Origin of the sequence: Gluconobacter sp. P5E10 (assembly GCF_018812145.1) — a bacterium.
Lineage (GTDB): Bacteria > Pseudomonadota > Alphaproteobacteria > Acetobacterales > Acetobacteraceae > Gluconobacter > Gluconobacter cerinus.
On sequence record NZ_JACRVZ010000001.1, the window covers coordinates 627364 to 651695 of the forward strand.

General features: G+C 57.9%; 23 protein-coding genes and 1 pseudogene. 12 read left to right on the forward strand and 12 right to left on the reverse strand.

Annotated elements, in window-relative coordinates; genetic code table 11:
• Nucleotides 1-6 precede the first annotated feature (6 nt).
• From KP707_RS02810 to tsaD, 3 genes are read right to left on the reverse strand one after another with little or no spacing between them, the layout of a single operon-like run.
• Nucleotides 7-984 carry an NAD(P)H-dependent glycerol-3-phosphate dehydrogenase gene (locus KP707_RS02810; protein WP_211500082.1) on the reverse strand — a complete coding sequence of 326 codons (978 nt, stop codon included), beginning with the start codon at nucleotides 982-984 and terminating at the stop codon, nucleotides 7-9.
• A complete protein-coding gene (locus KP707_RS02815) occupies nucleotides 981-1808 on the reverse strand; it encodes a 23S rRNA (adenine(2030)-N(6))-methyltransferase RlmJ (protein WP_064273992.1) in 828 nt (275 codons plus the stop codon). Before KP707_RS02815 ends, KP707_RS02810 begins: the two co-directional genes overlap by 4 nt.
• A gap of 24 nt (nucleotides 1809-1832) precedes the next feature.
• Nucleotides 1833-2906: a tRNA (adenosine(37)-N6)-threonylcarbamoyltransferase complex transferase subunit TsaD gene (gene tsaD, locus KP707_RS02820; protein WP_211502073.1), complete on the reverse strand. Its 1074-nt coding sequence runs from the start codon at nucleotides 2904-2906 to the stop codon at nucleotides 1833-1835.
• 58 nt (nucleotides 2907-2964) lie between these two features.
• Here tsaD and hemC point away from each other — a divergent pair, with 58 nt between their 5' ends.
• Both hemC and KP707_RS02830 read left to right on the forward strand, forming a co-directional pair.
• A complete protein-coding gene (gene hemC, locus KP707_RS02825; RefSeq protein WP_064273994.1) occupies nucleotides 2965-4014 on the forward strand; it encodes a hydroxymethylbilane synthase in 1050 nt (349 codons plus the stop codon).
• 2 nt (nucleotides 4015-4016) lie between these two features.
• Nucleotides 4017-4688 carry a uroporphyrinogen-III synthase gene (locus KP707_RS02830; RefSeq protein WP_211502074.1) on the forward strand — a complete coding sequence of 224 codons (672 nt, stop codon included), beginning with the start codon at nucleotides 4017-4019 and terminating at the stop codon, nucleotides 4686-4688.
• Between the two features lie 4 nt (nucleotides 4689-4692).
• On the opposite strand, the pseudogene KP707_RS02835 reads toward KP707_RS02830, so the two are convergent.
• Nucleotides 4693-4950: pseudogene (locus KP707_RS02835) on the reverse strand (protein-export chaperone SecB); the annotation flags it as partial.
• Nucleotides 4951-5157: 207 nt separating this feature from the next.
• On the opposite strand from KP707_RS02835, the gene KP707_RS02840 reads away from it, so the two are divergent.
• The 4 genes from KP707_RS02840 to KP707_RS02855 all read left to right on the forward strand — a co-directional run bounded on the left by KP707_RS02840 (nucleotide 5158) and on the right by KP707_RS02855 (nucleotide 9459).
• On the forward strand, nucleotides 5158-5913 hold the full coding sequence (locus KP707_RS02840; protein WP_211502075.1) for a Tim44/TimA family putative adaptor protein: 756 nt from the start codon (nucleotides 5158-5160) through the stop codon (nucleotides 5911-5913).
• A 16-nt stretch (nucleotides 5914-5929) separates the two neighbouring features.
• The gene (locus KP707_RS02845; RefSeq protein WP_211502076.1) at nucleotides 5930-7075 is read left to right on the forward strand and encodes a murein transglycosylase A; all 1146 of its coding nucleotides are present in this window, start codon (nucleotides 5930-5932) and stop codon (nucleotides 7073-7075) included.
• Nucleotides 7072-7902, forward strand: a complete 831-nt coding sequence (locus KP707_RS02850) for a site-specific DNA-methyltransferase (protein WP_211506691.1) — start codon at nucleotides 7072-7074, stop codon at nucleotides 7900-7902. The genes KP707_RS02845 and KP707_RS02850 overlap by 4 nt, the downstream gene beginning before the upstream one ends.
• A 96-nt stretch (nucleotides 7903-7998) precedes the next feature.
• Nucleotides 7999-9459: a cytochrome-c peroxidase gene (locus KP707_RS02855; RefSeq protein WP_064273998.1), complete on the forward strand. Its 1461-nt coding sequence runs from the start codon at nucleotides 7999-8001 to the stop codon at nucleotides 9457-9459.
• 60 nt (nucleotides 9460-9519) lie between these two features.
• Here KP707_RS02855 and KP707_RS02860 read toward each other — a convergent pair whose 3' ends face one another.
• Nucleotides 9520-9726, reverse strand: a complete 207-nt coding sequence (locus KP707_RS02860) for a hypothetical protein (RefSeq protein ID WP_211502078.1) — start codon at nucleotides 9724-9726, stop codon at nucleotides 9520-9522.
• A 310-nt stretch (nucleotides 9727-10036) separates the two neighbouring features.
• Here KP707_RS02860 and KP707_RS02865 point away from each other — a divergent pair, with 310 nt between their 5' ends.
• Nucleotides 10037-10615, forward strand: a complete 579-nt coding sequence (locus tag KP707_RS02865; protein ID WP_211496505.1) for a Smr/MutS family protein — start codon at nucleotides 10037-10039, stop codon at nucleotides 10613-10615.
• 4 nt (nucleotides 10616-10619) lie between these two features.
• On the opposite strand, the gene KP707_RS02870 is transcribed toward KP707_RS02865, so the two are convergent.
• Nucleotides 10620-11708 (reverse strand): hypothetical protein, encoded by a 1089-nt coding sequence (locus tag KP707_RS02870; protein WP_249202771.1) that lies wholly within the window; start codon nucleotides 11706-11708, stop codon nucleotides 10620-10622.
• On the reverse strand, nucleotides 11708-12625 hold the full coding sequence (hemF, locus tag KP707_RS02875; protein ID WP_099210370.1) for an oxygen-dependent coproporphyrinogen oxidase: 918 nt from the start codon (nucleotides 12623-12625) through the stop codon (nucleotides 11708-11710). The genes KP707_RS02870 and hemF overlap by 1 nt, the downstream gene beginning before the upstream one ends.
• A 256-nt stretch (nucleotides 12626-12881) precedes the next feature.
• Here hemF and KP707_RS02880 point away from each other — a divergent pair, with 256 nt between their 5' ends.
• Nucleotides 12882-13772, forward strand: a complete 891-nt coding sequence (locus KP707_RS02880) for an S-methyl-5'-thioadenosine phosphorylase (protein WP_211502080.1) — start codon at nucleotides 12882-12884, stop codon at nucleotides 13770-13772.
• 47 nt (nucleotides 13773-13819) lie between these two features.
• Here the strand turns inward: KP707_RS02880 and KP707_RS02885 are convergent, their stop codons facing one another.
• Genes KP707_RS02885 through KP707_RS02895 form a run of 3 tightly spaced genes read right to left on the reverse strand, consistent with a single transcriptional unit; the run spans nucleotide 13820 to nucleotide 15671 of the window.
• On the reverse strand, nucleotides 13820-14206 hold the full coding sequence (locus KP707_RS02885) for a DUF2934 domain-containing protein (protein WP_046899656.1): 387 nt from the start codon (nucleotides 14204-14206) through the stop codon (nucleotides 13820-13822).
• Nucleotides 14207-14208: 2 nt separating this feature from the next.
• A complete protein-coding gene (locus KP707_RS02890) occupies nucleotides 14209-14949 on the reverse strand; it encodes an SDR family oxidoreductase (RefSeq protein WP_211502081.1) in 741 nt (246 codons plus the stop codon).
• Nucleotides 14950-14957: 8 nt separating this feature from the next.
• A complete protein-coding gene (locus tag KP707_RS02895) occupies nucleotides 14958-15671 on the reverse strand; it encodes a dienelactone hydrolase family protein (RefSeq protein ID WP_083956283.1) in 714 nt (237 codons plus the stop codon).
• Between the two features lie 42 nt (nucleotides 15672-15713).
• Between KP707_RS02895 and KP707_RS02900 the strand changes: the two genes are divergently transcribed.
• Nucleotides 15714-15908 (forward strand): DUF4169 family protein, encoded by a 195-nt coding sequence (locus KP707_RS02900; RefSeq protein ID WP_215751552.1) that lies wholly within the window; start codon nucleotides 15714-15716, stop codon nucleotides 15906-15908.
• On the opposite strand, the gene KP707_RS02905 is transcribed toward KP707_RS02900, so the two are convergent.
• Nucleotides 15818-16039, reverse strand: a complete 222-nt coding sequence (locus KP707_RS02905; protein WP_215751576.1) for a hypothetical protein — start codon at nucleotides 16037-16039, stop codon at nucleotides 15818-15820. The genes KP707_RS02900 and KP707_RS02905 overlap by 91 nt on opposite strands.
• On the opposite strand from KP707_RS02905, the gene groES reads away from it, so the two are divergent.
• The 3 genes from groES (at nucleotide 16038) to KP707_RS02920 (ending at nucleotide 21223) form a co-directional block, all read left to right on the forward strand.
• On the forward strand, nucleotides 16038-16328 hold the full coding sequence (groES, locus tag KP707_RS02910; protein ID WP_046899653.1) for a co-chaperone GroES: 291 nt from the start codon (nucleotides 16038-16040) through the stop codon (nucleotides 16326-16328). The genes KP707_RS02905 and groES overlap by 2 nt on opposite strands.
• A gap of 51 nt (nucleotides 16329-16379) precedes the next feature.
• On the forward strand, nucleotides 16380-18017 hold the full coding sequence (gene groL / locus KP707_RS02915; protein ID WP_064274005.1) for a chaperonin GroEL: 1638 nt from the start codon (nucleotides 16380-16382) through the stop codon (nucleotides 18015-18017).
• A 254-nt stretch (nucleotides 18018-18271) separates the two neighbouring features.
• On the forward strand, nucleotides 18272-21223 hold the full coding sequence (locus tag KP707_RS02920; protein ID WP_211500093.1) for a TonB-dependent receptor domain-containing protein: 2952 nt from the start codon (nucleotides 18272-18274) through the stop codon (nucleotides 21221-21223).
• A gap of 84 nt (nucleotides 21224-21307) precedes the next feature.
• Here the strand turns inward: KP707_RS02920 and KP707_RS02925 are convergent, their stop codons facing one another.
• A complete protein-coding gene (locus tag KP707_RS02925) occupies nucleotides 21308-24202 on the reverse strand; it encodes an ATP-dependent DNA helicase (protein WP_211500094.1) in 2895 nt (964 codons plus the stop codon).
• Nucleotides 24203-24332 lie beyond the last annotated feature (130 nt).

Sequence of the window (24332 nt, forward strand, 5' to 3'; positions counted from 1 at the left end):
GACTGATTATTCCAGCGTCGGCGGCCGGTCCAGCAGCAGCGTTCTGGCTTCTTCCAGTGTAAGTTTTTCTGAAAGCAGATGGGTGATTGTCTCAAGGATCGGGACGTGCACACCCATCTTTTGAGCGAGGGCCACGAGCGCCGGCGCGGTCAAAACGCCCTCTGCAACCGTTGTACGGGAAGCGAGGATTGCTGACAGGGGGCGACCCTCTCCGAGCTCGATACCGAGACTGTAGTTCCGTGAGCCCCGCCCGGTACAGGTCAGGATCAGGTCTCCAACGCCAGATAGGCCCGCCAGAGTGGCAGCACGTCCGCCCAACGCTTCGGCCAGGCGCGCAATCTCGGCGACAGCCCGGGTGATAAGGGCTGCCCGGCCATTTTCGCCCAGGCCTGCTCCGATCACGATACCCGCGCCGATCGCCACAACGTTTTTTGCTGCTCCGGCAAGCTGCACGCCCGCAATGTCGTCACTGGCATAGAGGCGAAACGATGACGAGTTGAGGATACTGGTGAGATGTTTTGCCAGCGTCAGATCCGTGCTGGCCAACGTCGCTGCTGCCGGAAGGCCTTTTGCAATTTCAATGGCGAAGTTTGGCCCGGAGAGAACGGCAGTTGGCCGATCAGGCATCGTTTCGGCGAGTACGGTAAGCGGCAGAAGCGAGGTCGCCTGTTCCAGGCCCTTGCAGCACGTCACGACCGGTACACCTGGAGCAAGAACACCTTCCAGTGCGACGGATACGGACCGGGCAGTCTGAACAGGCACAACCAGAAGCACAACGTCCGCATCTGTTGGGAAAACGCCTGTAACGGTGACCGCGTCCGGAAGCTGGATCCCGGGTAAGCGAGGAAGCTCCCGGACGCCATCAGGAACTGGAGTTCGCATCCAGAGTGTAACGCGTGCTCCGGTACGGGCCGCGGCACATGCGAGAGCCGTTCCCCAGGCGCCTGCGCCGATGACTGCGATATGGCGCCCGTTCATGTTCATTCCTCTACCAGACGTTCGATATGCACCTGCATGTCGTCTTCCGGGTCATCGGTCGCAAGCCCCAGCTTCAACGCATTCAGGACACGAGCGGCATCCTCTTCAAAGCCGAAAGGAGCATTCACGACCAGCATTCCGCATCCATTCAGGCGAGACGGATCCAACGCCGGGCGCAGAAGAAATTCACATGCCAGAATATCGCGAATGCCTGCATCCTTCAGGGCATTGTAAAAGGCCCGAACCGGAGTGCGGTGCTTGATGGGATACCAAACCGCGACAATGCCTGCGCGAAAGCGATTGCGGATCAGCGAGATCGCCTCAGCACATTGCGTAAAGTCGTCCAGCTTCTCAAATGGTGGATCAATCAGAACCAGACCACGCTTCAGATCTTTAGGGGGGAGAAGCGCGCGTAAAGCTTCATAACCGTTGCGATGATGAATAGAGACCTGCGGGTCATCCCGGAAAAGGCGACGTAACGGACGAACGTCTTCTGGGTGAAGTTCGCAGGCTACAAGCTGGTCCTGGGGGCGCAGCGCATGGCGAGCGAGGGCCGGTGATCCCGGATAAAGGCCGAGGTCGCGCACTGCGGACAGATAATCCTGAAGGGCCGGATCTTCCGAGTCCAGAAGTCGGCCGATCCCGCTTTTCCATTCGCCGGTTTTCTGGGCTTCTTCAGAAGACAGGTCATACTGTCCGCAGCCTGCATGTGTATCGAGAACACAAAATCCAGCAGGTTTGCGGGCGAGTGACTTCAGAAGCACCAGAAGGATCGCGTGTTTCATGCAATCCGCAAAATTTCCGGCGTGGTAAGCGTGTCTGTAGTTCACGGGAGACGGGTTCCGGCTATGGAATCAGGAAGGGCTATGAGCGGGATGACGTTCCGCAAGAGGCCAGCGGGGGCGGGCCGCGACATCTATTTCGTTGGGATGCTCACCGGCATGAAGGCGCTCAAGGGCTGCCCAGCCGATCATGACAGCATTGTCCGTGCAGAGGCGAAGCGGAGGAGCGATAAATGGGATACCGTGGCGGTCTGCGACAGTTTCCAGCGCACAGCGAAGTGTCCGGTTCGCAGCCACACCACCTGCGACGACGAGTGCAGTCGTGTGAGGCGCCATTGCAAGCGCGTGTTCCGCACGGTCTGCCATGACATTTGCCACAGCCTGCTGGAAGGATGCGGCGACGTCGGCAGCGAACTGGCGCGGAAGAGCGCCTGATCCCAAGGGCTCAATCAGGCGGCTGACGGCTGTTTTCAGGCCGGAAAAAGAAAAGTCGCAGCCTTCACGCCCTTTAAGCGGGCGGGGAAGCGCAAAAGCATCAGCGCGGCCTTCCTGTGCCAGTTTTTCAAGAGCAGGCCCTCCCGGCCAGCCAAGACCAAGCATTTTAGCAACTTTGTCGAAGGCCTCGCCGGCGGCGTCATCAATGGTGCCGCCAAGGCGCACGTACTGGCCTGTCTGTTCCACGGAAATGCACTGGCAGTGACCGCCTGAGACCAGCATCGTCAGGAATGGAAACTGAAGATCGGCCTCAAGAGACGGCAGGCGAGCCGTCAGGACGTGCCCTTCAATGTGATTGACTGCAATGAAAGGGCGGCCCAGTGCGAGAGCCAGCCCTTTTGCATAGGAACTGCCCACAATCAGCCCCCCAATCAGGCCCGGGCCAGTCGTTCCTGCGAAAGTATCAATGTCCTGCAAGGTGAGGGACGCCTTGTCGAGCACGGACTGGACAAGGGCGGGCAGGGCATCAAGATGAGCTCGTGCTGCAATTTCCGGTACGACGCCCCCAAGAATGGCGTGATCGTTCTGGGAAAGAACACCTTCGGCGAGAATGGTGCCGTCATAGGCCAGAATAGCGCAAGCGGTATCGTCGCAGGACGTTTCGATCGCCAGAAGGGGGCGGGATGCAGCAGGGTCAGACATGGCATGCATTATGACCGAGTCTCTCATATCATGACAGCCCCGCCTGAATGAGCTACAGGTGCGGTCCATGAATGCTTCCGTCCTGTCTTCCGACGCCCTTCAAAAGGTCGCGGCGGAAGCCGTCCGCCGATCTCATGCCGCCAGCCCGTCCGGCCAGCGCAAACTCCCACTCAGAGTGGGCTCGCGCGCGTCACCGCTGGCGCTGTGGCAAACGCGGACGTTTCTGACACGTCTGACCCGTTTTTGCCCGGTCCTGCGTGACATGGGAGCATTCCAGGAACATCAGATCAGTACTGAAGGTGATCGGAACCTCAGCCAGCGTCTGGCGGAAATTGGTGGCAAGGGCCTGTTTGCCAAGGAAATCCACGAAGCTCTTGTAGCGGGCCGGATCGACTTTGCAGTTCATAGCCTCAAGGATCTCGAAACCAATCTCCCTCCCGGTCTTGTCCTGGCGTGCACGCTGAAGCGTGAAGACGCCCGTGATGCCATTATCCTGCGTGACCGGTCCACCAAAGTTGACCCGGCTGATCCGTATGCCTCTCTGCCAGAGGGCGCCTTGATCGGTTGTGCGTCCGTCCGTCGACAGGCGCAGATGCTGAGCCGTCGCCCGGATCTCCGATTTGGTTTGTTGCGTGGCAACGTTCAGACGCGTCTCGACAAGCTGCAGGCGGGTGCTTGTGATGCCACGCTTCTGGCTCTTGCGGGATTACGGCGTCTCGGGATGGAAGACCGCGTTGATATCGTGCTTGAGCCGGACCAGATGCTTCCGGCCGCAGGGCAGGGTATCGTCGGTGTAACGGTACGCGAGAGTGACACGGAACTGCGTGAGCTTCTGTCTGCCATCGAAGACCCGGAAGCCCGGGCCGTTTCAACTGCGGAGCGTGCTCTGCTGGCCGAGCTTGACGGCTCCTGCCGAACGCCAATTGGTGGATATGCCAGAATTGAAGCTGGCGTACTGAAGCTGACAGGTATGGTTGCGAGCGAAGACGGAACGTTCCTGATCCGCCGTGAAATCACTGGTGCGCCACTTGAGGCCGCCCGGATGGGAACGGAACTGGCAGACGAACTGCGCCGCAATACGCCAGCAGCGATTTTCGCCGAGATGACACGCGCCTGATTATGGCGCGGCGCGCTGTTCTGGTCACGCGTCCCGAGCTGGGTCTGGCTTCTACCTCCGAGGCCCTCCAGCTTCAGGGATGGGAGGCGATTGCCTGCCCGATGCTGGAAATTCAGACCTACGAACCTATAGCGGTGACTGACTGCGCGGCTGTAGCTTTGACAAGCGCCAATGCGCTGGCCGCTCTCAAAAATTGGCCGCGAGACCGTTTGATGGTCACTGTAGGAGCAAAAACGGCTGAACATGCTCGCGCCATGGGTTTTTCCAATGTTCATGCCGCAGATGGCGACGCTGAAGCCCTGCTGGAGTTCTGCCGTCGTCACAACCTGACGGGACAGTCCCTTATGCTGGCATGTGGCAAGGGTTACGGCCTCGACCTGGCCGCAGCGTTGGGGGCCAGGCGCATCGACGCATACGCAGTGACGAAGAGGCAAGCTCTTACGGATGCTGCGCGAGACGCTTTGTTGAGCGACCGTCTCGAAGGTGTTGTTCTTTATTCCGGAAAAACGGCTGAAGCCTTCATGGAGGCTTTGGGTGCGCCGGAGCGAAATGCTCTGTCCGGTGTGAGGGCGCTCTGCCTGTCAGAGGCCATCGCTGCACGCCTGACCGAAAAGGACTGGCGTGCAGTGGAGTGGCCCGATCCGCTGGAACGGCTCGGGCCTTTCGTCACCTGAAGGATCAGGCTTCGCCAGCTGGCTCCGGGAACTGCTGGGCGCGCTTGGCCTGCCACAGAGCAACGAAGTCGATCGGCTGCAGAACCACCGGCGGGAAGCCACCGTCACGAGTGACGTCGCTGATGATGGAACGCACATACGGGAAGATCAGGCGCGGCACTTCAACCAGCAGGATCGGCTCGACGAGTTCCTGCAGGTCCTTTGTGTACTGCAGATTGACGGCAAGCGGCATCTGCGGCGGAGCGCCTTCCATGTTCTGTGCAGTGTTGTCGGTGGTATTCTCGGACATGTACGGTCTCCGGATCCGCGAGGCGGATAGCGATGGAACGATTGCGATACAGTGGCGGTAGCATGATGTGTCATGCGCGCCAAGACGGGGTTCCTGCATGCGGAAGGTTGAGATTGGTCCGCTGTCGCCCTATCTGTAAGACAACGGAAATTCCAACGATCTGTGTGAAACATAATCTTCATGTCTTCTGACGACATTCATCTTCCCTCCGCTCTGATGGGCCATTCCGGCCACGCGTTCCCATGGGACATCGTGGTGCTGGCAATTCTAGCGATTGCCTTGGGCTTTCGCCTGTACCGCGTGCTGGGGCGTCGCATTGGCATGCAGGGTGTGCGTCAGGAGCGTCCGCCGGTTTTCGCTACTGGTGGGCAGGCCTCCGCGCGTCCGACGCCTCCACCGCTGCCTGGTACAAGCCAGCGGGGTGAGGAAACGGTCGTGGCGCAGGTCGAATACGACATTCCCGCTCCGGCAACCCGGGTGGGCAGCGTACTGGGTCGTATGACCCAGCTTGATGCGGGTTTTACGCCTCAGGCTTTTCTTAAGGATGCTGAAAACACGTTCCGCCAGATTGTTCCTGCTTTCGCTGCGGGAGACCGCGCGGCTCTGTCAGGTCTGATGACACCGGAGACGGAAGACGCCTTTCTCTCCGCGATCAACGTGCGCGCCGAAGCAGGCGAAACACAACGCAGCGATCTGCGCGGTATCGAAAGTATGGCTATTCTGGATGCAATGCTTCCCACCGACGATGCGGCTGCCCAGATCGGTCGAATCGAAGTTCGGATTGTGTCCCGTCAGGTTAATATGCTGACGGATCGCAACGGAGACCCGGTGCAGGGCACGGATGCCGTGACGGAATTCCATGATCTGTGGCTGTTTGAACGTCAGTTCGGGACGTCGGACGCGCGGTGGCGTCTTGCGGCATCGCGCCCAGCCTGAAAATAGTTCGTCCATTATGAAAAAGCTGCTGAGTCTGGCTGCCTTGGCCATGTTGGCCGGGTGCACCCCGTCAAATGAACCGTCATCTTCTGTTTCATTGACGCCTGTAGGTTTCGATGCACTCGCGGGGTGGGATCAGGAGGATTTCGCTTCGCTCCTGCCCGTTCTACGGCAGGAGTGCCATCGGTTGACGCAATTGCCGCCTGAAACGCCTCTCGGGGGGGCGGAGACCCTTCCGTATGGCCGTCAGGTTGGAGACTGGTCTGGTGCTTGCGCCGGACTGGAGAGTGCTGCGGATGCCAAATCTTACCTGCAGACATGGTTCCAGCCCTACGAGACCGATACCAAAGCGTTTTATACTGGGTATTTTGAACCCCAGATTGAGGCATCGCTGACGCGTGAGGGGCCATATCAGACGCCTCTTTTTGGGCGCCCGGCAGATCTGGTTCGTGCCAAAGCAACCAACGGTCAGATGGTCACGGGACGTTGGGAGAACGGCCAGTTCAAACCATATTATGATCGTGCCCAGATTGATGGTGGTGCTCTGGCGGGGCGCGGGTTGGAAATTGCATGGCTGAAAAGCCCTGTGGACCTGTTTTTTCTTCAAATTCAGGGCTCCGGTCGTCTGATCCTGCCAGACGGATCGCAGATCCGGGCTGGTTATGACGGCAAGAATGGCCAGCCTTATGTGCCGCTTGGGCGTGTGCTGGTTCAGGATAACGAGCTGGCTCCCTCTGCTGTCAGTATGGAAAGCATCCGTGCATGGCTGGAGGCGCATCCGGATCGCATGATGGCGATGATGGAGCGTAACCCGAATTACGTTTTCTTCCGCAAAGATACGGGAAGTCTGGCACAGGGCGCGACAGGAGCATTCGGTGTGCCGCTGACTGCGGGGCGGTCCGTTGCGATTGACCGATCGATCGTGCCGTTTGCGACCCCGCTGTGGGTTGAGACAAAGCTTCCGGATGCAAAGGGCCAGCCAGCGCCATGGCAGCACCTCGTGTTCGCTCAGGATATCGGAACCGATATCAAGGGGGCGGGACGTGCCGATCTTTTCACCGGATGGGGTGCTTTTGCCCAGTATGTTGCCGGCAATCTGCATGAAAATGGCCGGATGGTCATTCTGTTGCCGCGTCCTCCAGCGGATTCGTCCACTCCATGATCCGGAGCCGCCGGGAAACACTCGGCGCCCATACGCTGATCCGGGGAGACTGCACCACAGTTCTGCGGCGTATGTCGTCGCAGACGGTGGATGTCGTGGTGACGTCTCCGCCCTATAATCTTGGGATCGAATATCGGACCTATCAGGACCAGTTACCGGAAGATGCCTATCTGGACTGGATGGAAGACGTCTGTGCCAGTGTGAAACGGATCATGAAGGACGATGGATCGTTCTTTCTGAATATCGCTGGATCATCTTCACAGCCCTGGCTTCCGTTTGAACTGATGTCCCGGTTGCGGAAGCTCTTTGTGCTTCAGAACCATATCACCTGGATCAAGTCGATTTCGGTTGGTGAAATTACCTATGGGCATTTCAAGCCGCTGAATTCACCCCGCTTTGTTAACCGTAATCACGAGCATATTTTTCATCTGACGAAAAAGGGAGACGTCAGAGTTGCCCGGTTGGATGCTGGCGTTCCATTTACGGACAAGAGCAATATCTCGCGCCGACAGCATGAGATGGATCGTCGATGCCGTGGGGACACGTGGTTCATTCCCTATGAGACCGTGCGAAGCCGAAAAGAAAAATTCAGCCATCCGGGGACGTTTCCAATCGCGTTGCCGGAAGCCTGTCTGCGGTTGCATGGCGCCAAGCCAGGCGGGGTCTTGCTGGACCCGTTCATGGGAGTGGGGACCAGCCTGATTGCGGCGGAACGCAAGGGGTTGTCCGGCATTGGCGTGGAAAAGGACACACGTTACGTCAACATTGCCCGTAAGCGCCTCAGGGCTGCGATTGGGACCCGGGAGGAAGACTGGGAAGACGAATGATCGGTCAGACCTGTAGGTCTGACAGGATCAATCGTTTTGACTTCTTGTGTTACAATCTCCAAACCTCACATTCTCGTGACAGTGAGGAGATTTGCGGTGCGTCGCAGCACAATTACCAAAGGAATTGCCGGTCTGGTGGCACTGGGCGTTGTCGCCTGGGGCGGAACAGTCACCTATCTTGAGCATTTCGATCATGCTGGTGCGCCGCAGCTTCCCGCGAGCAGCCCCACACGGCATGACCCTATCGCCATGACGGCGTTTGCAGCGTTTCAGGAAGTCCGTTGTGACTACTGCCACACGCGCAATGCCGATCTGCCATTTTACTTCAAACTCCCGCTCGCCAATCAGATTATGAGCCGTGATCTGGAGCAGGGGCAGCGTCATTTTGAGTTTGCGCCGATCATTGAAGCGTTCCAGCAGGGCAAGCCACCATCGGTTGAACAGCTTTCCCGTATTGAGGAAGTGATTGTTCAGAACCGTATGCCGCCTGCGGCTTACCTGACGATGCATCCCCATGCTCATCTGGACGAGAAACAGCGTGCGGACATTCTGAAGTGGGTACGTGATCAGCGTGAACGCTATTATGCCAGCTCTGACGTGGCCCCAGAATTCCGTGGCGAAGTTCTTCAGCCGATCCCGGAAACAATTGCCGTGGACTGGAAAAAAGCTGAACTGGGCCGGACCCTGTTCTTCGACAAGCAGCTTTCAGGCAACGGCCAGCTCAATTGTGCAAGCTGCCATGGCCTGAACAAGGGCGGTGTGGATAATCAGACCACAGCGACCGGCATTAATGGTCAGACCGGCCCGATTAACGTACCGACGGTTTACAACTCCGTCTTCAATATCGGTCAGTTCTGGAATGGTCGTGCCAAGGATCTGGCTGAGCAGGCTGCAGGCCCGGTGATGAACCCGCTGGAAATGGGATCTCATGACTGGGCATCCGTTGCCGATCGTGTGCGTGCTGAGCCTGGATATGCTGATCAGTTCACGGCCATCTATGGTTCGGATGATATCACCAAGAACACGGTGACGGACGCAATCGCCGAATATGAAAAAACACTGATCACCCCAGACAGCCGCTTCGACCTGTACCTGAAGGGCAAGGCAGACGCGATTACGGCTCAGGAAAAGCGTGGCTATGAACGCTTCAAGGCGATTGGTTGCTCGGGCTGCCATAGCGGTGTTGCGGTCGGTGGAGACGCTTACGAAATTCTGGGTCTGGAAGGGCCGTATTTCGAGGATCGTCACACCAAGCTGACGGCTGTGGATGATGGTCGCTTTGCCTTTACGAACAATCCGTCTGATCGTGAGCGCTTCAAGGTCCCCAACCTGCGGAACGTGGAGCTGACAGGCCCATGGTTCCATGATGGATCAGCAAAGACGCTGGACGCTGCGGTTCGTGCCATGGCCCGTTATGAGACGCCCGATCATGACATCACAGAGCAGGATGTTACGGACATTGTGGCCTTCCTGAAAACTCTGACAGGAAAGTATCAGGGTATTCCGCTCAAGGATGTCCCGGCAGATGCGCCGCTTCGGGGCGCGCAAGCCAACTGAATGTTCCAATGACGTCAGCGAGCGGCTTCGAAGAAATTCGGGGCCGTTTCTGATTCTGGATTATTCTTCCTGTAATTTGCGATCTGCCGCCTGATCAATTTCATTTCTCTCTTCCGGCGTCAGGAGACCGCGTTCAAGCTCCTGCGTTGCGCGCGCTTTCGCATTTCGGGCCCGAGCTTTTGTGTCGACGGGGTAGGCCCTTTTTTCAGGAAGGCCGAATTCATCGTCGGGTAGGCTGTCTCGCTCTTTTTTGGTCAATTTGCTCACGGTCTGTCTCCTTCATGAGAAGACTTGGGACAGCTGCTTCCGGTTTTACAAGGCGCAGCTCGGACAAAAAAAATGGTCTCTTTCCGAATTGATCGTGCGCCAGAAATGTTCGGATCTCTGTGAGGGAGCAGTGCCATCGTGGCCAGTCATAGAGTTGTAGGACCGAACGTTCTAAAAATGAGCCTGATGCCAAAATTGCGAGAGGCCTGAAATTACGTCTTTTCCATTGTTCGATCGGCATGGAAACAGTTACACGCAGTGCAGGTTATTTGCGGGATGCAAGACTGAATCAGGTCAGGTGGGGTCTTTGGTGGCAAAACGGGTTCTGAAAGAGGAGGAGGAAAGCCTGTGGCGCATGGTCGTGCGCGACATCGTGCCGCTACACCCTTCCAGACCCAAATCCAAACCCGTTCCGCCACCTACGCCAAAAGTTGAAGCAGTAAAGCCCGCGCGAGTTCCGCTTGTTCCGTCTCCACCCGCTGAACAGGATCTGTCATTCCGCGCTCTTTTGGCGCGTCCAGTTCTTCGTCGACCCAGACCGCAGGATCTGCGGGTCGGTGTTCGATCACCTGGTCTGGATGATACGAGCTGGAAGCGCCTCTCCCGCGGGGAGCTCAAGGTCGATGCGAAGCTGGATCTGCATGGATATATTGTGCAGGACGCTTTTGAGCGCCTGCTGGACTTCATGCATCGCGCCAAAGCACGAAACTGGCGGTGCGTCGAAGTCGTGACAGGGCTGGGGAGTGGCGCCACGAGCGGACTGATCCGTCGGGAGCTGCCGCTCTGGCTCCAGAGAGCAGACATCCGGCCCATGGTGCTGGCCGTTGTCCACCCTCATGCTGCCAACCATGGCTCCGTCCGGATTTTGCTGCGGACAAAGCGCCGGTAAAAGGTCAGAGCGGCCGAGTTTCCTGGCCGATGCGCCAGCGCGGCGTATTCATGGCAATCCAGCGCCTCAGAGCAAGGATTGCGCCAATATCAGGCGTTGCCCGGGACAGGAATGGCGCTGCATTGTCGCCCGCAGCCAGCATGAAATGGTGCTTTTCTGCCCAGTGGCGCACGGTTGGATCTACCGCTGCGTCCCAGCAGGCCTGCTTCCAGCTCTTGACCATATCAGGCGGGGTGAGCATCGGGAGTGCCACAGTCAGAGCTGTGTAGGTACTTGCGGAGACTGCTTGCCAGGCTCTGTATAGCGCTCCTTCAGGCGGACGGCGGCGTGCCTCCTGATAGGCCTCCAGAAAATTCGGGATCGTATCTGACCCTGTGTCTGACAGGTCGCCTGTATGATAGAGCGGCGCTGTACCGGGCGGCAACTTGGCGAGAATGGTCTCTACCGGCACATCCAGCGTGTAAGGGAGCAGCTGAACGGCATCGACCTGATTGTTCGCGAGTGCTTCCAGTGCGTCTTCCGTTCGGCTGAACCCAGACACCGGAATAGGACGCAGGCCAAGGAGCGTCAGGCCAAGAAGGGCGTCAAGTTCTGTTCCCGTTGGGCGAGAAACAGCCAGTCGAACCGGATGATCGTGAAAGAAACCCTTGAGGCGGCTTCGGAGCGTTTTGTGCAGTTCTGCACGCGCAATGACGACTGTTGTCGTGTGAGCCGTCAGAAGGGGAATCCACCGTGCAAAATCATAGTGGACGCGAGAGTCACCCGTTAGGGAGGCCAGCAGGACGCTTCCCGGCGCAATAAGGGCCGTGCTTCCGTCCGGGGCGCTGTTAGCATCAAAAAGATTGGCAGCACGTACGCCGTCCTGACCGATATCGGGTGTGATCTCCAGGGGGGCGTCCAGTCCCAGCGTACGGGAAATAACGCCAGCCGCGAGTTCCCCGAACTGCCCTTGGATGGACGCCAGGGTTCCACCAAGGAGCAGATGTGCGTCAGGCATGTCCGCAGCACTGGCCTGCAGAGAAGGCATGGCGCTTCCGGCACCGAGCACGGCCAGCCCTTTCAGGCAGTCACGGCGGGTCGGGGAACGGAGCATCACGGCCAGCGAACTTCTGGAGGCATGCTCATCAGGATCGATTCGGTGTTGCCGCCCGTCTTCAGGCCAAACAGCGTTCCACGATCATGAAGCAGATTGAATTCTACATAACGTCCGCGGCGGATCAGCTGGGCGTCGCGGTCGGCGTCCGTCCACGGGTTAAACATGCGGCGTCTGACAACTGCGGGGTAGGCGTCATGGAAGGCCATGCCGACGTCTTTTGTGAAGGCGAAGTCACCTTCAAGGCTTCCAGTCGAGAACTGATCGTAAAAGATGCCGCCGAGACCGCGGGGCTCGTCGCGGTGATGCAGATGGAAGTACCGGTCACACCATTCCTTGAAGCGCGGATAGTGCTCCGGATCGTGCTTGTTGCAGGCGGCTTCAAACATCTTGTGGAAGTAGTCGGCGTCAGTGCGGGCTTCGGCACTGTCTGGGAACATTGGCGTAATATCGCCACCGCCACCGAACCAGCCCTTGGTCGTAATAATCATGCGCGTATTGAAATGCGCGGCACTGACATGCGGATTGCAGGGGTGAGCGACCAGGGACACGCCTGTTGCGAAGAAGCGTGGATCTTCCGATGCGCCGGGAATGTTTTTACGAAATTCGGGAGAGAATTCGCCCCACACGGTAGAGACGTTCACGCCAACCTTCTCAAAGACGCGACCGCGCATCACGGACATCACGCCGCCGCCGCCATCGGGGCGATCCCAGGCCGTGCGAACGAAGCGTCCCGGCTGCGTGCGATCTCGCAGGACCTGGGAATTGCCTTCGGCGGCTTCATCTTCAAGTTTCTCGTAAGACGCGCAAATCCGGTCCCGGAGAGATTCAAACCAGGCCTTCGCCTCACGCTTCAGCGTGTCATGAGGCACATCCGGGCGAACGAGTTCAGCAAAAACGGGGCTGATCTGGTCCATTTTTCTCTCCCCTACCATCCTAAGGACGAATTCTTGTTACGCGGAGTGTCCTAGCAAATTGCGCTCAAGACGAACAGTTGGCTGGCTGCATGTCTGCTGTCGCTCTGTGGCGCGATGATGGCAGAGAGCATCTTGCCGCTTCGTAAATGCCTATGTGTTTTTTTTCGACACGGATCAGCGGAGACTTGCGCCAATCTTCCGTCTCGTGTTCCTGAACGGTCCTCAAACATGTTCATCAGGGGCGGACTGAACAACCATGTCTTCGGAAACAGAAATTCAGCCGGTTATCGGCGTTATCGGTGGCTCCGGCCTCTATGATATTGACGGTCTGGAAAACAAGGAATGGCGTCGAGTTGAATCGCCGTGGGGCGAAACCTCTGACGAGCTCCTTTTCGGAACGTTTGAAGGCATCAAGTGCGTCTTCCTGCCCCGTCATGGTCGTGGTCATCCGATCCCGCCCTCACGCCTGAATTTCCGCGCGAATATCGACGCCCTCAAGCGCGCAGGCGTGACGGATATTCTGTCTCTTTCAGCTGTGGGCTCTTTAAAGGAAGAACTGCCGCCGGGCCGTTTCGTGCTTGTCGATCAGTTCATTGATCGCAGCTTCGCGCGCGAGAAAAGCTTCTTTGAGACGGGATGTGTGGCGCATGTCGGCATGGCGGACCCGGTGTCTGCTCGTCTGCTGGATGTGCTGGAAGCGCAATCCCGCAAGCTCGATATTCCGGTGACACGTGGTGGAACCTACATCGTCATGGAAGGGCCACAGTTCTCGACGCGTGCCGAGAGCGAGCTCTATCGGTCATGGGGTTGTTCGGTTGTTGGTATGACCAACATGCCGGAAGCCAAGCTCGCCCGTGAAGCCGAGATGACCTACGCAACGGTGGCCATGGTCACGGATTATGACTGCTGGCACACCGAGCATGACAGCGTGACGGTTGAAGGCGTGGTGAAGGTCATGAAGGGGAATGCGGATAATGCCCGCCGTCTCGTGAAGGCTGTGATCCCGGTTCTGGGTCAGAAGCGCCCTCTGGATCTTTCCGCCGAGCGTGCGCTCGACTTTGCGATTATCACCGCACCTGAGAAACGCGATCCGGCTCTTGTTGCCAAGCTGGATGCCGTTGCAGGTCGCGTTCTGAACAAAGCCTGAAATGGCTTGCCGCCCGCGTAAAAGCGGGCGGCAGAAGGGAAGGGCAATCAGTGCCCTTCCTGCTTTTCGTCGATTTGAGCATAGCCCGGCTGACCGGCGTCGGTGCTGGGATCGTCCAGTAGTTCGCGTTCTTCTTTTCGATCCGCGACGGGAAAATGGCGGTGATCGCCCTGATCCGTGCTGCGCTCTGGGAATTCCCCAAGATTCTCCTGTAAGCGGGGATCTTCGATCTGAACATCCGCCAACTCTGGCGGTGGAAGATCCTCAACAGGCGTGCCCTCGGGAACGCCCTTGATGGAAATCAGGTCCGTCGCTTTGTCCAGATAGGCTTCAGGGCCGCCGTCCGGCTTTCCATCGGCTTCCCAAAGTAACTTGGCCTCGCGGCGGATTGCTGCGTCACGCTTTGGATCTGCTTCGAGTGGGTTGTTGCTCATGATCAGAACTCCTGAAGGGTTGGGCGCAGGACAATCTCGTTGATGTCCACGTCGTCAGGTTGTGAGATGGCGAAAGCGATGGCCCTCGCCACGGATTCCGCCGGAATTGCAATCTTGTAGAACGCTTCGACGTGCTGGCGACTTTCAGTGTCGCCGCTGCCCGTTTTGAGTTCGCTTTCCACTGCGCCCGGCTCGATGGATGTAACGCGAAACGCGTTGCCAGCCTCCTGCCGGAGGCCATCGCTAATGGCCCGCACGGCAAACTTCGTTCCTGAATAGACGGTGCCTCCAGGGGCGAAGACCTTGATCCCGGCAACCGAGGACAGGTTGATGACATGTCCCGATTTCTGACGCTCAAAGATCGGTAGTGCTGCGGCAATGCCGTAAAGAACGCCTTTGATGTTGATGTCGATCATCCGGTCCCACTCGTCGACCATCAGTCGTTTCATGGGGGCAATCGCCATCAGCCCAGCATTGTTCACGAGGACATCAAGACGTCCGAAGTCCTGCTCAACGGCTTTTACAACGTCCGCAACGTTCTGGCGGTTCGTGACATCCAGTGTGTAGGCCCGTGCAGTCTGGCCAAGTGCTTCGAGTTCCGAGACAATTTCGTCCAGCCGGTCCCGACGTCTAGCGGCGATAGCAACGTAAGCCCCTCGTGCTGCGAGATAACGCGCGGTTGCTTCACCGAGGCCGCTGCTGCCACCTGTGATGAGGACAATTTTTCCTGCAATGCCTTCCATGTCAGGCCTCACGCACGCTTGATGTGATGCTTCAGAAACGCGACGCTCCGGCTCCAGGCCAGATCACGGGCGTCCTGATTGAAGCTGGAGCGTTCGGGGCATCCAAAGCCATGCCCAGCTTGGTCATATAGGAAGACCTCGACTTCCGGCCGACTTGCGCGAATTTTCTGAACGTCACCTGGCGGAATAGACGCATCTTCTCCGCCGAAATGGAGCTGCGTTGGGCAGTGCGGCGCTGTGTCACAATGGTTGGCAATACCGCCGCCATACCATCCCACGGCGGCATTAAAGTGGTGCGTCCGTGTCGCAGCAAGCCAGGCGATGAGGCCGCCCCAGCAGAAGCCGATAATCCCGACTGGGCGGTGACCATCATCCTGTCTCAGTTTCTGAGCGCAGGCTTCCAGATCCTGCTGGATCAGATCCGGAGAAATGCCGCTTCGAAATTCCAGCCCTTCCTTCAGGCCTGCCTCGTTGTACGCCAGAACCGTGTGGGGTTTGACGCGGTCAAAGAGGGCAGGGGCGAGAACATGGAAGCCCTGCTGAGCCAGATCAGAGCAGACGTCCCTGATGTGCCCGGTCAGGCCAAAAATTTCCTGCACGACGACAATGGAGCGTGTGGACTCGGGGGAGCCCGTCTCCCATGCCTCGAATTCGTGGCCGTCTGCCGCTGTGAGGCGGATCATGTGGCCCTCGGTCTTTTCTTGGGAATGCTTGTGGTCCATTGATTTCTGTCCAGTCTCTGTAACGCCGGAAAGGCAGATGCCATGAGCGACGTCATCAATCTCCGTCGGGAACGCAAACGCCGCAAGTCCGTAGAGGATGCGAAGGAAGCTGAGACCAATCGTCGTCTTCATGGCAGGACGAAAGGTCAAAAAATGGCGGATATGCTGGAGAAAAAGCGTTCCGAGGCCTTGTTGGACGGAAAGAAAATTTTTTCTGTCGAGGGTGATGGTTCTTGACGAAAACGGGTGGCGGCACTACCTCTCTTGGCACTCTCGATATGGGAGTGCCAACTGCGCTGCAGTAATTGAGCGCGTAACCCGGCCGCGTCGCTTTGTAGAAGGGCACGGCCTAAAATGGAGCGATCCATGACGACATTTCGTCCCCTGCATGACCGCGTTGTAGTCCGTCGCCTGACCGGTGAAGAAAAGACCGCTGGCGGCATCATCATCCCTGACACCGCCAAGGACAAGCCGACCGAAGGCGAGATCGTTTCCGTAGGCCCGGGCGCCCGGAACGAGCAGGGCCAGATCGTGGCTCTCGACGTCAAGGCAGGCGACAAGGTGCTGTTCGGCAAGTGGTCCGGCACCGAGGTGAAGATCAACGGTGAAGAACTGCTGATCATGAAAGAGAGCGACATCATGGGTGTGATCGGCTGAAAAGCCGTCCCCGTTTCCTCTCGTTAAAAACCTCAACAGGAGATTAAGAACATGGCTGCCAAGGAAGTTAAGTTTGGTGCCGACGCCCGTGACCGTATGCTGCGTGGCGTTGATATTCTTGCAAATGCCGTCAAGGTAACGCTGGGCCCGAAGGGTCGTAACGTTGTTCTCGACAAGAGCTTCGGCGCACCGCGCATCACCAAGGACGGTGTGTCTGTCGCCAAGGAAATCGAACTGGCTGACAAGTTCGAGAACATGGGCGCTCAGATGGTACGCGAAGTTGCGTCCCGTACGAACGATCTGGCTGGTGACGGCACGACGACGTCCACGGTTCTTGCTCAGGCAATCATCCGTGAAGGTGCCAAGGCTGTTGCAGCTGGCATGAACCCGATGGACCTGAAGCGCGGCATCGACAAAGCTGTCCTCGTCGTTGTTGAAGAGCTGAAGAAGAACAGCAAGAAGATGACCTCCCCGGAGGAAATCGCTCAGGTCGGTACGATCTCTTCCAACGGTGAGCGCGAAATCGGTGAGATGATCTCCTCTGCCATGCAGAAGGTCGGCTCCGAGGGCGTCATCACGGTTGAAGAAGCCAAGGGCCTGCACACGGAACTCGACGTTGTCGAGGGCATGCAGTTCGACCGCGGCTACATCTCCCCGTACTTCGTGACGAACCCGGAGAAGATGACGGCTGATCTCGATGCGCCGTACATCCTGATCCATGAAAAGAAGCTGTCTTCGCTTCAGCCGATGCTGCCGCTGCTCGAGAGCGTTGTGCAGTCCGGCCGTCCGCTGATGATCATCGCTGAAGACGTCGATGGCGAAGCACTTGCCACGCTGGTCGTGAACAAGCTGCGTGGTGGCCTGAAGATCGCTGCCGTCAAGGCTCCGGGCTTCGGTGACCGTCGCAAGGCCATGCTGGAAGACATCGCGATCCTGACGGGTGGCCAGGTCATCTCCGAAGACATCGGGATCAAGCTGGAATCCGTTACCCTCGACATGCTGGGCCGCGCCAAGAAGGTTCACATCGAGAAGGAAAACACCACGATCGTTGAAGGCGCTGGCAACAGCGACGACATCAAGGGTCGTTGCAACCAGATCCGCGCTCAGGTTGAAGAAACAACCTCTGACTACGATCGTGAGAAGCTCCAGGAGCGTCTTGCAAAGCTGGCTGGTGGCGTTGCCGTCATCCGCGTCGGTGGTAGCAGTGAAGTTGAGGTGAAGGAGCGCAAGGATCGCGTTGACGACGCTCTGCACGCAACCCGCGCAGCTGTTGAAGAAGGTATTGTCCCGGGTGGTGGTACGGCTCTTGCCCGCGCTTCCGTTGCTCTGAAGGGTCTGACCTTCGATAACGACGATCAGCGGATTGGTGGCGAGATCGTTCGCAAGGCGCTTCAGACGCCGCTGCGTCAGATCGCTGAGAACGCTGGTGAAGACGGCGCCGTGATCGCTGGCAAGGTGCTCGAGAACGACACCTACAACTTCGGCTTTGATGCTCAGAATGCTGAGTACAAGGACCTGGTTGGCGCAGGCATCATCGACCCGACGAAGGTTGTCCGTACGGCTCTGCAGGATGCCGCTTCGGTTGGTGGTCTGCTGATCACGACGGAAGCCATGGTTGCCGAGCGCCCTGAGAAGAAGGCTCCGGCTGCTCCAGGTGGCATGGGCGGCATGGGCGACATGGATTTCTGATCCAGCGCTTCAGATTCCCCGGTGTTAAAAAGCTGGGGAATATGTCGAATAATTACAGAAAGAGCCGTCTCACCTCAGGGTGGGGCGGCTTTTTTTTGACTTGTTTTGATATGCGTCCGACACATATGTGACCCTTATGCAACGCTTGTCACAAAACCATCACGGAGCGATCGTACTCGCTGGAAGTTGGGGTGACACTTTCGCAATGAAATGTCTAAAGGACGTCACTGCCTTTAGAAGGATTTCGTCTTATTATGATCGTATCGCGTCGCAATATGCTACTTTGCGCGTCGGTTATGGGTGTGGGTGCGCTGTCAGGCGCGGCACAGGCCGCAACAACCGATCACGCTAAAACCACGTCCTCACATGTGCGCCACAAGACTGTGACACATAGTCCGGTGCGTTCTGCTGCGACGCCTGCAACGACAGCTCCGGTTGCTGCAACCCGTCAGGTTGCCGCTCCGCAGTATGCTGCGCCTGTTGCGGTCAGCAATACACGTGCCCTGCGTTCCATCGATTCCAATCGATCCGAGAACGTTGTGGTAACGGGTTCGGCGCTCAGCACGTCGAACAACTCCAATGCCAATCCGGTCCAGATCGTGACCAGCAAGCAGATTGAGCAGACGGGTGCCACCACGATTGGTGACTACCTGCAGCGTCTGCCGTCCATGGGGTCAGGTGGAACGACGAACAGCCAGACCAATGGTACGGGCGGTTCCTCCTGCATGGATCTGCGTAACCTTGGACAGAACCGTGTCCTAGTTCTGGTCGACGGCAAGCGTGCTGCCATCAATGGCAACAACAGCTGCTTCGACATGAACACGATTAACGTTCATCAGGTTGCCAGCATTGAAATCCTGAAGGATGGCGGTTCCGAGCTGTACGGTGCTGACGCTGTTTCCGGCGTTATCAACATCAAGCTCCGTCATGACCTCAATGACGCCAACCTCACGGTTCGTGGCGGCATCGGAACGGATCATGGCGACGGCCAGACAGGCATGATCTCCGGCTACAAGGGCTGGAACTTCGATCATGGCAAGGGCAACGTAACGCTCTTCGGGTCTTACATGACCTCGAGCGGCATTAAGCAGGCTAACCGCTCCTGGGCGACCCCGGTTCAGGGTAACGACCCTATCAACCCGGCCAATCTTTCCTTTGGTTCGGGCTATCCGACGGGTGGTCTCTTCCAGACCAGCACCGGTAACTATGTTGGCAGTGAGAGCGGCGCCCTGCGCACCTTCACGAAGGCTGATCGTTACAACTATGGTGCTGACCAGAACCTGACGAACTCCCTGACGAACGGGACGCTGTCGTTTGATGCTCACTATGACATCAACCGTCACTTCACGCCGTACCTGAACTTCAACTACGCTCATCGCAATTCGTCCACGACGATGGCGCCGATCCCCGTTGCCGGCAGCATCTATCCGTCCACGCTGCCGACCGCCCTGTATGTTCCGGAGAACTATCCTGGAAATACGCTGGGTGAAGACGCCTACATGTCCAAGCGTATGGGTGAGTGGGGCAACCGCCGCAGCGAAACGGCAACCGATACTTACACGGGTATTGCTGGCGTAAAGGGTGAAATCACCCACGGCTGGAACTACGATCTGTCCTACACCTACGGCTGGAACCAGGTCATGTCCCAGACGTCTGGCGTTGGTAACTACTCCAAGCTTCTACAGACATACGGCTTGCAGCAGGATACTCCGGGTGATTCCGACAGTACGCTGAGCTACAATCCGTCTGTTTGTAATGCTGCTGCAGGTTGCGTTCTGTCGAACCCGTTCGGCAAGCTTTCACCGGAAGCCGCAGCTTATTCCAATTACACGTCGCATGATCACTATTACTACCAGCTTCGTGACCTGAACCTGCGCATCAACAACAACCATGTTGTTCACATGCCATGGAACAACGGTGGCGACCTGGGTCTTGCGCTCGGTATGGAACACCGTGGTGAGCAGCTTGCCTATCACCCGGATGCACTGGTTGAATCCGGCCAGACGCTGACGAACTCTGCGTCCTACACCGGCGGTGGCTTCAATGTTTCCGAAGGCTACATCGAAGGCAAGGCAACGCTGTTGCATAACGCTTTCCTTGCCAAGGATCTGACGATTGACGGTCAGGGTCGTTACTCTGCCTACAATACGTTTGGTGGCACGAAGAACTGGAAGGTCTCCATCAACTGGGCACCGATTCAGGACATCCGCTTCCGCGCAACACTCGGCACGTCCTATCGTCAGCCGAACGTGTATGAGCTGTATGGTGGTCAGTCCCTGGGTTACGCTTCAGCGACCGATCCGTGTGATTCCGTGCAGGCCGCATCCTACGGTGCGCAGTCTCCTGTCGTAGCAGCTAACTGTGCACGTCAGGGCATCAACAGCAGCACGTTCTCGTCCAACTTCTCTGGACAGGCACCGACGCTGTATGGCGGTAACGCGAAGCTGCGTCCTGAAACGGGCCGGACCTACACGATCGGTACGGTGATCACGCCGCGCTGGATCCCGGGTCTGTCTGCGTCCGTTGAATACTGGCACTACACGCTCAAGAACATGATCACGTACCTGAGCAGCCAGTACATCATGGACCAGTGCTATACGGGCACGAACACGTCTTACTGTGATCGTATTACCCGTGTTGCAAGCACCGGGCAGCTGAATGCTGTGACGTCCATGTATGACAACATTGGCGGTCTGAAGACGAGCGGTATCGACTTCGACCTCGACTACCGTATCCGTGTCACGCAGCACGATGTCCTGACGCTGTCCAACAACTTCCAGCAGCTCGTCAGCTACCTGCAGCAGAACGAAGCTGGTGGTCAGTGGTACAACTATGCCGGTCGCATGATGTATCAAACCGGCAACGGCAACCCGCGCGTTCGTGACTACGCAACGGTTGGCTGGCAGCACGGTGCGTTCGGCGTGACGTACATGATGCAGTACATGGGCGGCATGGTCTGGAACGATGGCACGACAGATCTGAAGCGTGCCAACGGTTATGGCCGTACCAGCACCCCGGGCATCTTCTCTCATGATGTGACGGTGTCTTATCGCTGGAAGAGCTGGAACTTCGAAGGTGGTGTGAACAACCTTCTCGACAAGAAGCCACCGTTTGTTGCCAGCGCAACGGACAACAGTGCAGCCGCGCTGTACGGCAACCTCTACATGGGACGTTACGTCTTCCTGCAGGCAGGCGTGAACTTCTGATCCTCGGGTTTTCCGGGAACATGAAAAAGGCGGTGGAATTTCCACCGCCTTTTTTTATGCGTCACTGTCTTCGAAATGGTCGGATCAGGACGGAGTAAGAAACGCCGCAATATCAGTGATGGTCTCTGCCAGGCTGAGGCGCCGGACTTCTACACCTGCGGGGAAGGCAGAGAGAAGGCGCGAGGGCATTCTGCGATCAAGCATCACAAAAACACCCCTGTCATCACCCTTCCGGATCAGGCGGCCGAAAGCCTGTCTCAAGCGCATTCTGGTAATGCGATCATCATAATCACCGGGCCGTCCTTCCGAGAGAAGGCGGCGTCTCTCACGATGCAGAATATCCGGGCGGGGCCATGGGGTTTTTTCAAACACAACCATGCGTAAAGCTTCTCCCGGCACGTCCACCCCATCCCGCATGGCATCGGTGCCCAACAAGCAGCTGTGGGTTTCCGTGCGGAAGACATCGACGAGTGTCGCGTTATCCATGGCATCAACGTGCTGGGCATATACGGGGAAGCCATGAGCCTCCAGCGGCTCGTTAATGCGACGATGGACCTCGCGCAGACGACGGATTGCCGTAAAAAGCCCAAGAGCTCCTCCACCTGCTGCTTCGAAGAGTGCCCGAAATGCATGGGCAAGAGACGCGATTTCGACGGAAACGTCTGTCACAACATAAGCGCGCGTCTGCTTGGCGTAATCGAACGGGCTCATGAGTGAAGCGCGGATTGGTGGCTTCATGAAATGCGTGGCCCCAAGCCGCAGTTCGGCTGCGTGCCAGCTTTCTTCTCCGTCTTCTGAGCCGGTCTGATCGCGCAAAGTGGCGGATGTCAAAAGCAGGCCGTGAGCCGGAGTCTGAATGGTCGATGCAAATGGAATTGTCGGGTCCAGCCAGTGACGATAGAGGCCCACGTCATGGTCCCCCTGCGCCCCACGTGTTCTGGGGAGACGTTCAGTCCGGATGAAATCAATATGGACGGGTGTCAGGTCAGGCTCAGGGGGCGTCTGAAGGGCATCCAGCATTCCGACCCAGCCTGTAACGCGGCTTATGGCGCGACGGTGCAAAGTCCGGATGAAAGCCTCGATCCGCTGGCGCGTGGGGGCTTCCATTTCCGGATCGTCTTCTACCGTTGCTTCAAGCCGTTTTGTCAGCTGGATCAGTGGGGTTTGAAGACGCCGCAACGCTCTGGCCAAGTCCTCTGCGCTCGTCCGCACTGTATCATTCGTGGGGTGCAGATCGCACTCGGTGGAGATGTATGTGGTGTCTTGCTGTGGGCCTTGGGTGCGTCGGGCCTTAAGTTGATGGTCGAGGGCCTGAAGAAACAATTCAGCAGGGTTATCCAGTTCCGGCTCGGGTGCCATGAGCGGAAGAAACGCGGGTGCTTCGTCTTCCTGCGGAACCGGCGCGTCCATTCCGTTTTTCAGTCTTGCGCTCCAGCCCGGAGCTGGCAGCGCTCGGGCAGCTTGCAGCACGGCATGCAGTGGAGCGTCTATTGTCGGAATACGTTCAACCAGATCATCAAGGCGCCGCAAGAGTCCGCGTGCTCTGGATCGGCTTCCCTCTGCACCCAGAAGCCAGCGCCTGAGTTCGGCTGTTTCAAGCCCTGACAGAACCATGGCAAAGGCGCTGTCTGCTGCTTCAGGGACGTGATGCCCTTCATCGAAAACATATCGTGTTGGCGTCGCATCTTCATCGGGGAGCCCGGGAGGTGCGAGAGCAGTCCAGGCCGCCTGCGACATGACAAGCGCATGGTTGGCTACGACAAGATCTGCCTGTCTGGCACGACGAATGCCATGTTCTACGAAGCAGGTTTGGTAATGTGGGCAGGCAGCATGGATGCATTCGCCACGCCTGTCTGCCACACCGTGCAATGTGCCCTGGCCGAAGAGATCGCCGAACCATCCCGGGAGGTCGCCGCCCATCAGATCACCGTCGCGGCTCGCTTCAGCCCATCGTGCAAGAAGACTGAGGGGAAGCAGGGCTGCCGCTCCGTCATTCCCCCGAGAGGTGGCGGCATTGAGCAGATCTTCCATATTCAGGAGGCACAGGTAATTCTCACGTCCTTTGCGGACGACGACCTTTTGTCTCAGTGTTGCCTCATCGGGATAGAGACGATGAAGTTCCTGCTCGATCTGCCTTTGAAGATGTCGCGTGTAAGTGCTGACCCAGACGGCTCCATCATTCTGCTCGGCCCACAGGCTTGCGGGCGCAATATAGCCAAGGGTCTTCCCCGTGCCTGTTCCAGCTTCAGCAAGTACGACATTGGGCGATCCGAGCGTTTCCCGGGGCTCGAAAGCCGCAGTGGCCACAGATGCAAAGTCAGCCTGTCCGGGCCGTGCTTCTGCATTCTTGCCAAGGATCTGGCGTAGTCTTTCACGCGCAGCCTGCGGTGAAACGGGCTGGCTGCCGGGAGCCGGTCTGGGGGCTGTTTCCTCCCAGCGTGGCAGGCGGCGCCAGACGCGTACTGCATCATAAGGATGCGCACTGCCCGGGTCGGAGGCTGTGCCGATGGCATCCGCGACTTCGCCACTCCAGATCCAGCCGGCCCGCGTCAGCGGGAGCAGGAGGGCCCGTAAGCGCTTTCCTTCAGGAGTATCAGCTTTTTCCCGTAACTTGCCGAGCAGGGTCTCGCAGAGCAGCGGCAGGAGATCCGCCGTGGTGGTTTCTGGCGGCGTCAGTCCAAGAGCGATCGCCAGTCCGCGCGGGGTAGGCGCAACGGTTGTGGCGGGACACACGAACAGAAAGAGATCCAGAAGATCAAACCAGGGGACAGGCTGGGATAGCGGTGTGAGATCAAGGGCGCGCAGGGCGGCCGGGCCATGAACGAGAAGGGGAGGTGGAAGCTGCGCCAGTCTTTCCCGTACCTCATCGGCCGGGAGGTCCAGAAGCTCACCATCGGGTGTCAGGAGAGAGGACAGGCCTCGTCTCGCGACAAGAGCGGGTGCGTCAAACGGAGATGGGAAAGATGGCGAGCGCGGCATTGCGGTCAGTCTAACTGGAAGGGCAGAAGCGAGCGAGTGCTTTAAAGAACAGACCGTGAAAGAATGAAGGGGCTTGGGCTGTCATATCGGTTTGGAAGTAAATTTGACACATTTCGTCATGGTTTGGGGG

Coding starts and splice junctions, on each gene's coding strand:
- KP707_RS02880 (WP_211502080.1), top strand. CDS start 12,882: ATGTCTTCGGAAACAGAAATTCAGCCGGTTATCGGCGTTATCGGTGGC.
- groL (WP_064274005.1), top strand. CDS start 16,380: ATGGCTGCCAAGGAAGTTAAGTTTGGTGCCGACGCCCGTGACCGTATG.
- KP707_RS02810 (WP_211500082.1), bottom strand. CDS start 984: ATGAACATGAACGGGCGCCATATCGCAGTCATCGGCGCAGGCGCCTGG.
- KP707_RS02850 (WP_211506691.1), top strand. CDS start 7,072: ATGATCCGGAGCCGCCGGGAAACACTCGGCGCCCATACGCTGATCCGG.
- KP707_RS02885 (WP_046899656.1), bottom strand. CDS start 14,206: ATGAGCAACAACCCACTCGAAGCAGATCCAAAGCGTGACGCAGCAATC.
- KP707_RS02845 (WP_211502076.1), top strand. CDS start 5,930: ATGAAAAAGCTGCTGAGTCTGGCTGCCTTGGCCATGTTGGCCGGGTGC.
- KP707_RS02925 (WP_211500094.1), bottom strand. CDS start 24,202: ATGCCGCGCTCGCCATCTTTCCCATCTCCGTTTGACGCACCCGCTCTT.
- KP707_RS02830 (WP_211502074.1), top strand. CDS start 4,017: ATGGCGCGGCGCGCTGTTCTGGTCACGCGTCCCGAGCTGGGTCTGGCT.
- KP707_RS02895 (WP_083956283.1), bottom strand. CDS start 15,671: ATGGACCACAAGCATTCCCAAGAAAAGACCGAGGGCCACATGATCCGC.
- hemC (WP_064273994.1), top strand. CDS start 2,965: ATGAATGCTTCCGTCCTGTCTTCCGACGCCCTTCAAAAGGTCGCGGCG.
- KP707_RS02900 (WP_215751552.1), top strand. CDS start 15,714: ATGAGCGACGTCATCAATCTCCGTCGGGAACGCAAACGCCGCAAGTCC.
- groES (WP_046899653.1), top strand. CDS start 16,038: ATGACGACATTTCGTCCCCTGCATGACCGCGTTGTAGTCCGTCGCCTG.
- KP707_RS02840 (WP_211502075.1), top strand. CDS start 5,158: ATGTCTTCTGACGACATTCATCTTCCCTCCGCTCTGATGGGCCATTCC.
- hemF (WP_099210370.1), bottom strand. CDS start 12,625: ATGGACCAGATCAGCCCCGTTTTTGCTGAACTCGTTCGCCCGGATGTG.
- KP707_RS02870 (WP_249202771.1), bottom strand. CDS start 11,708: ATGCTCCGTTCCCCGACCCGCCGTGACTGCCTGAAAGGGCTGGCCGTG.
- KP707_RS02905 (WP_215751576.1), bottom strand. CDS start 16,039: ATGGATCGCTCCATTTTAGGCCGTGCCCTTCTACAAAGCGACGCGGCC.
- tsaD (WP_211502073.1), bottom strand. CDS start 2,906: ATGCATGCCATGTCTGACCCTGCTGCATCCCGCCCCCTTCTGGCGATC.
- KP707_RS02890 (WP_211502081.1), bottom strand. CDS start 14,949: ATGGAAGGCATTGCAGGAAAAATTGTCCTCATCACAGGTGGCAGCAGC.
- KP707_RS02920 (WP_211500093.1), top strand. CDS start 18,272: ATGATCGTATCGCGTCGCAATATGCTACTTTGCGCGTCGGTTATGGGT.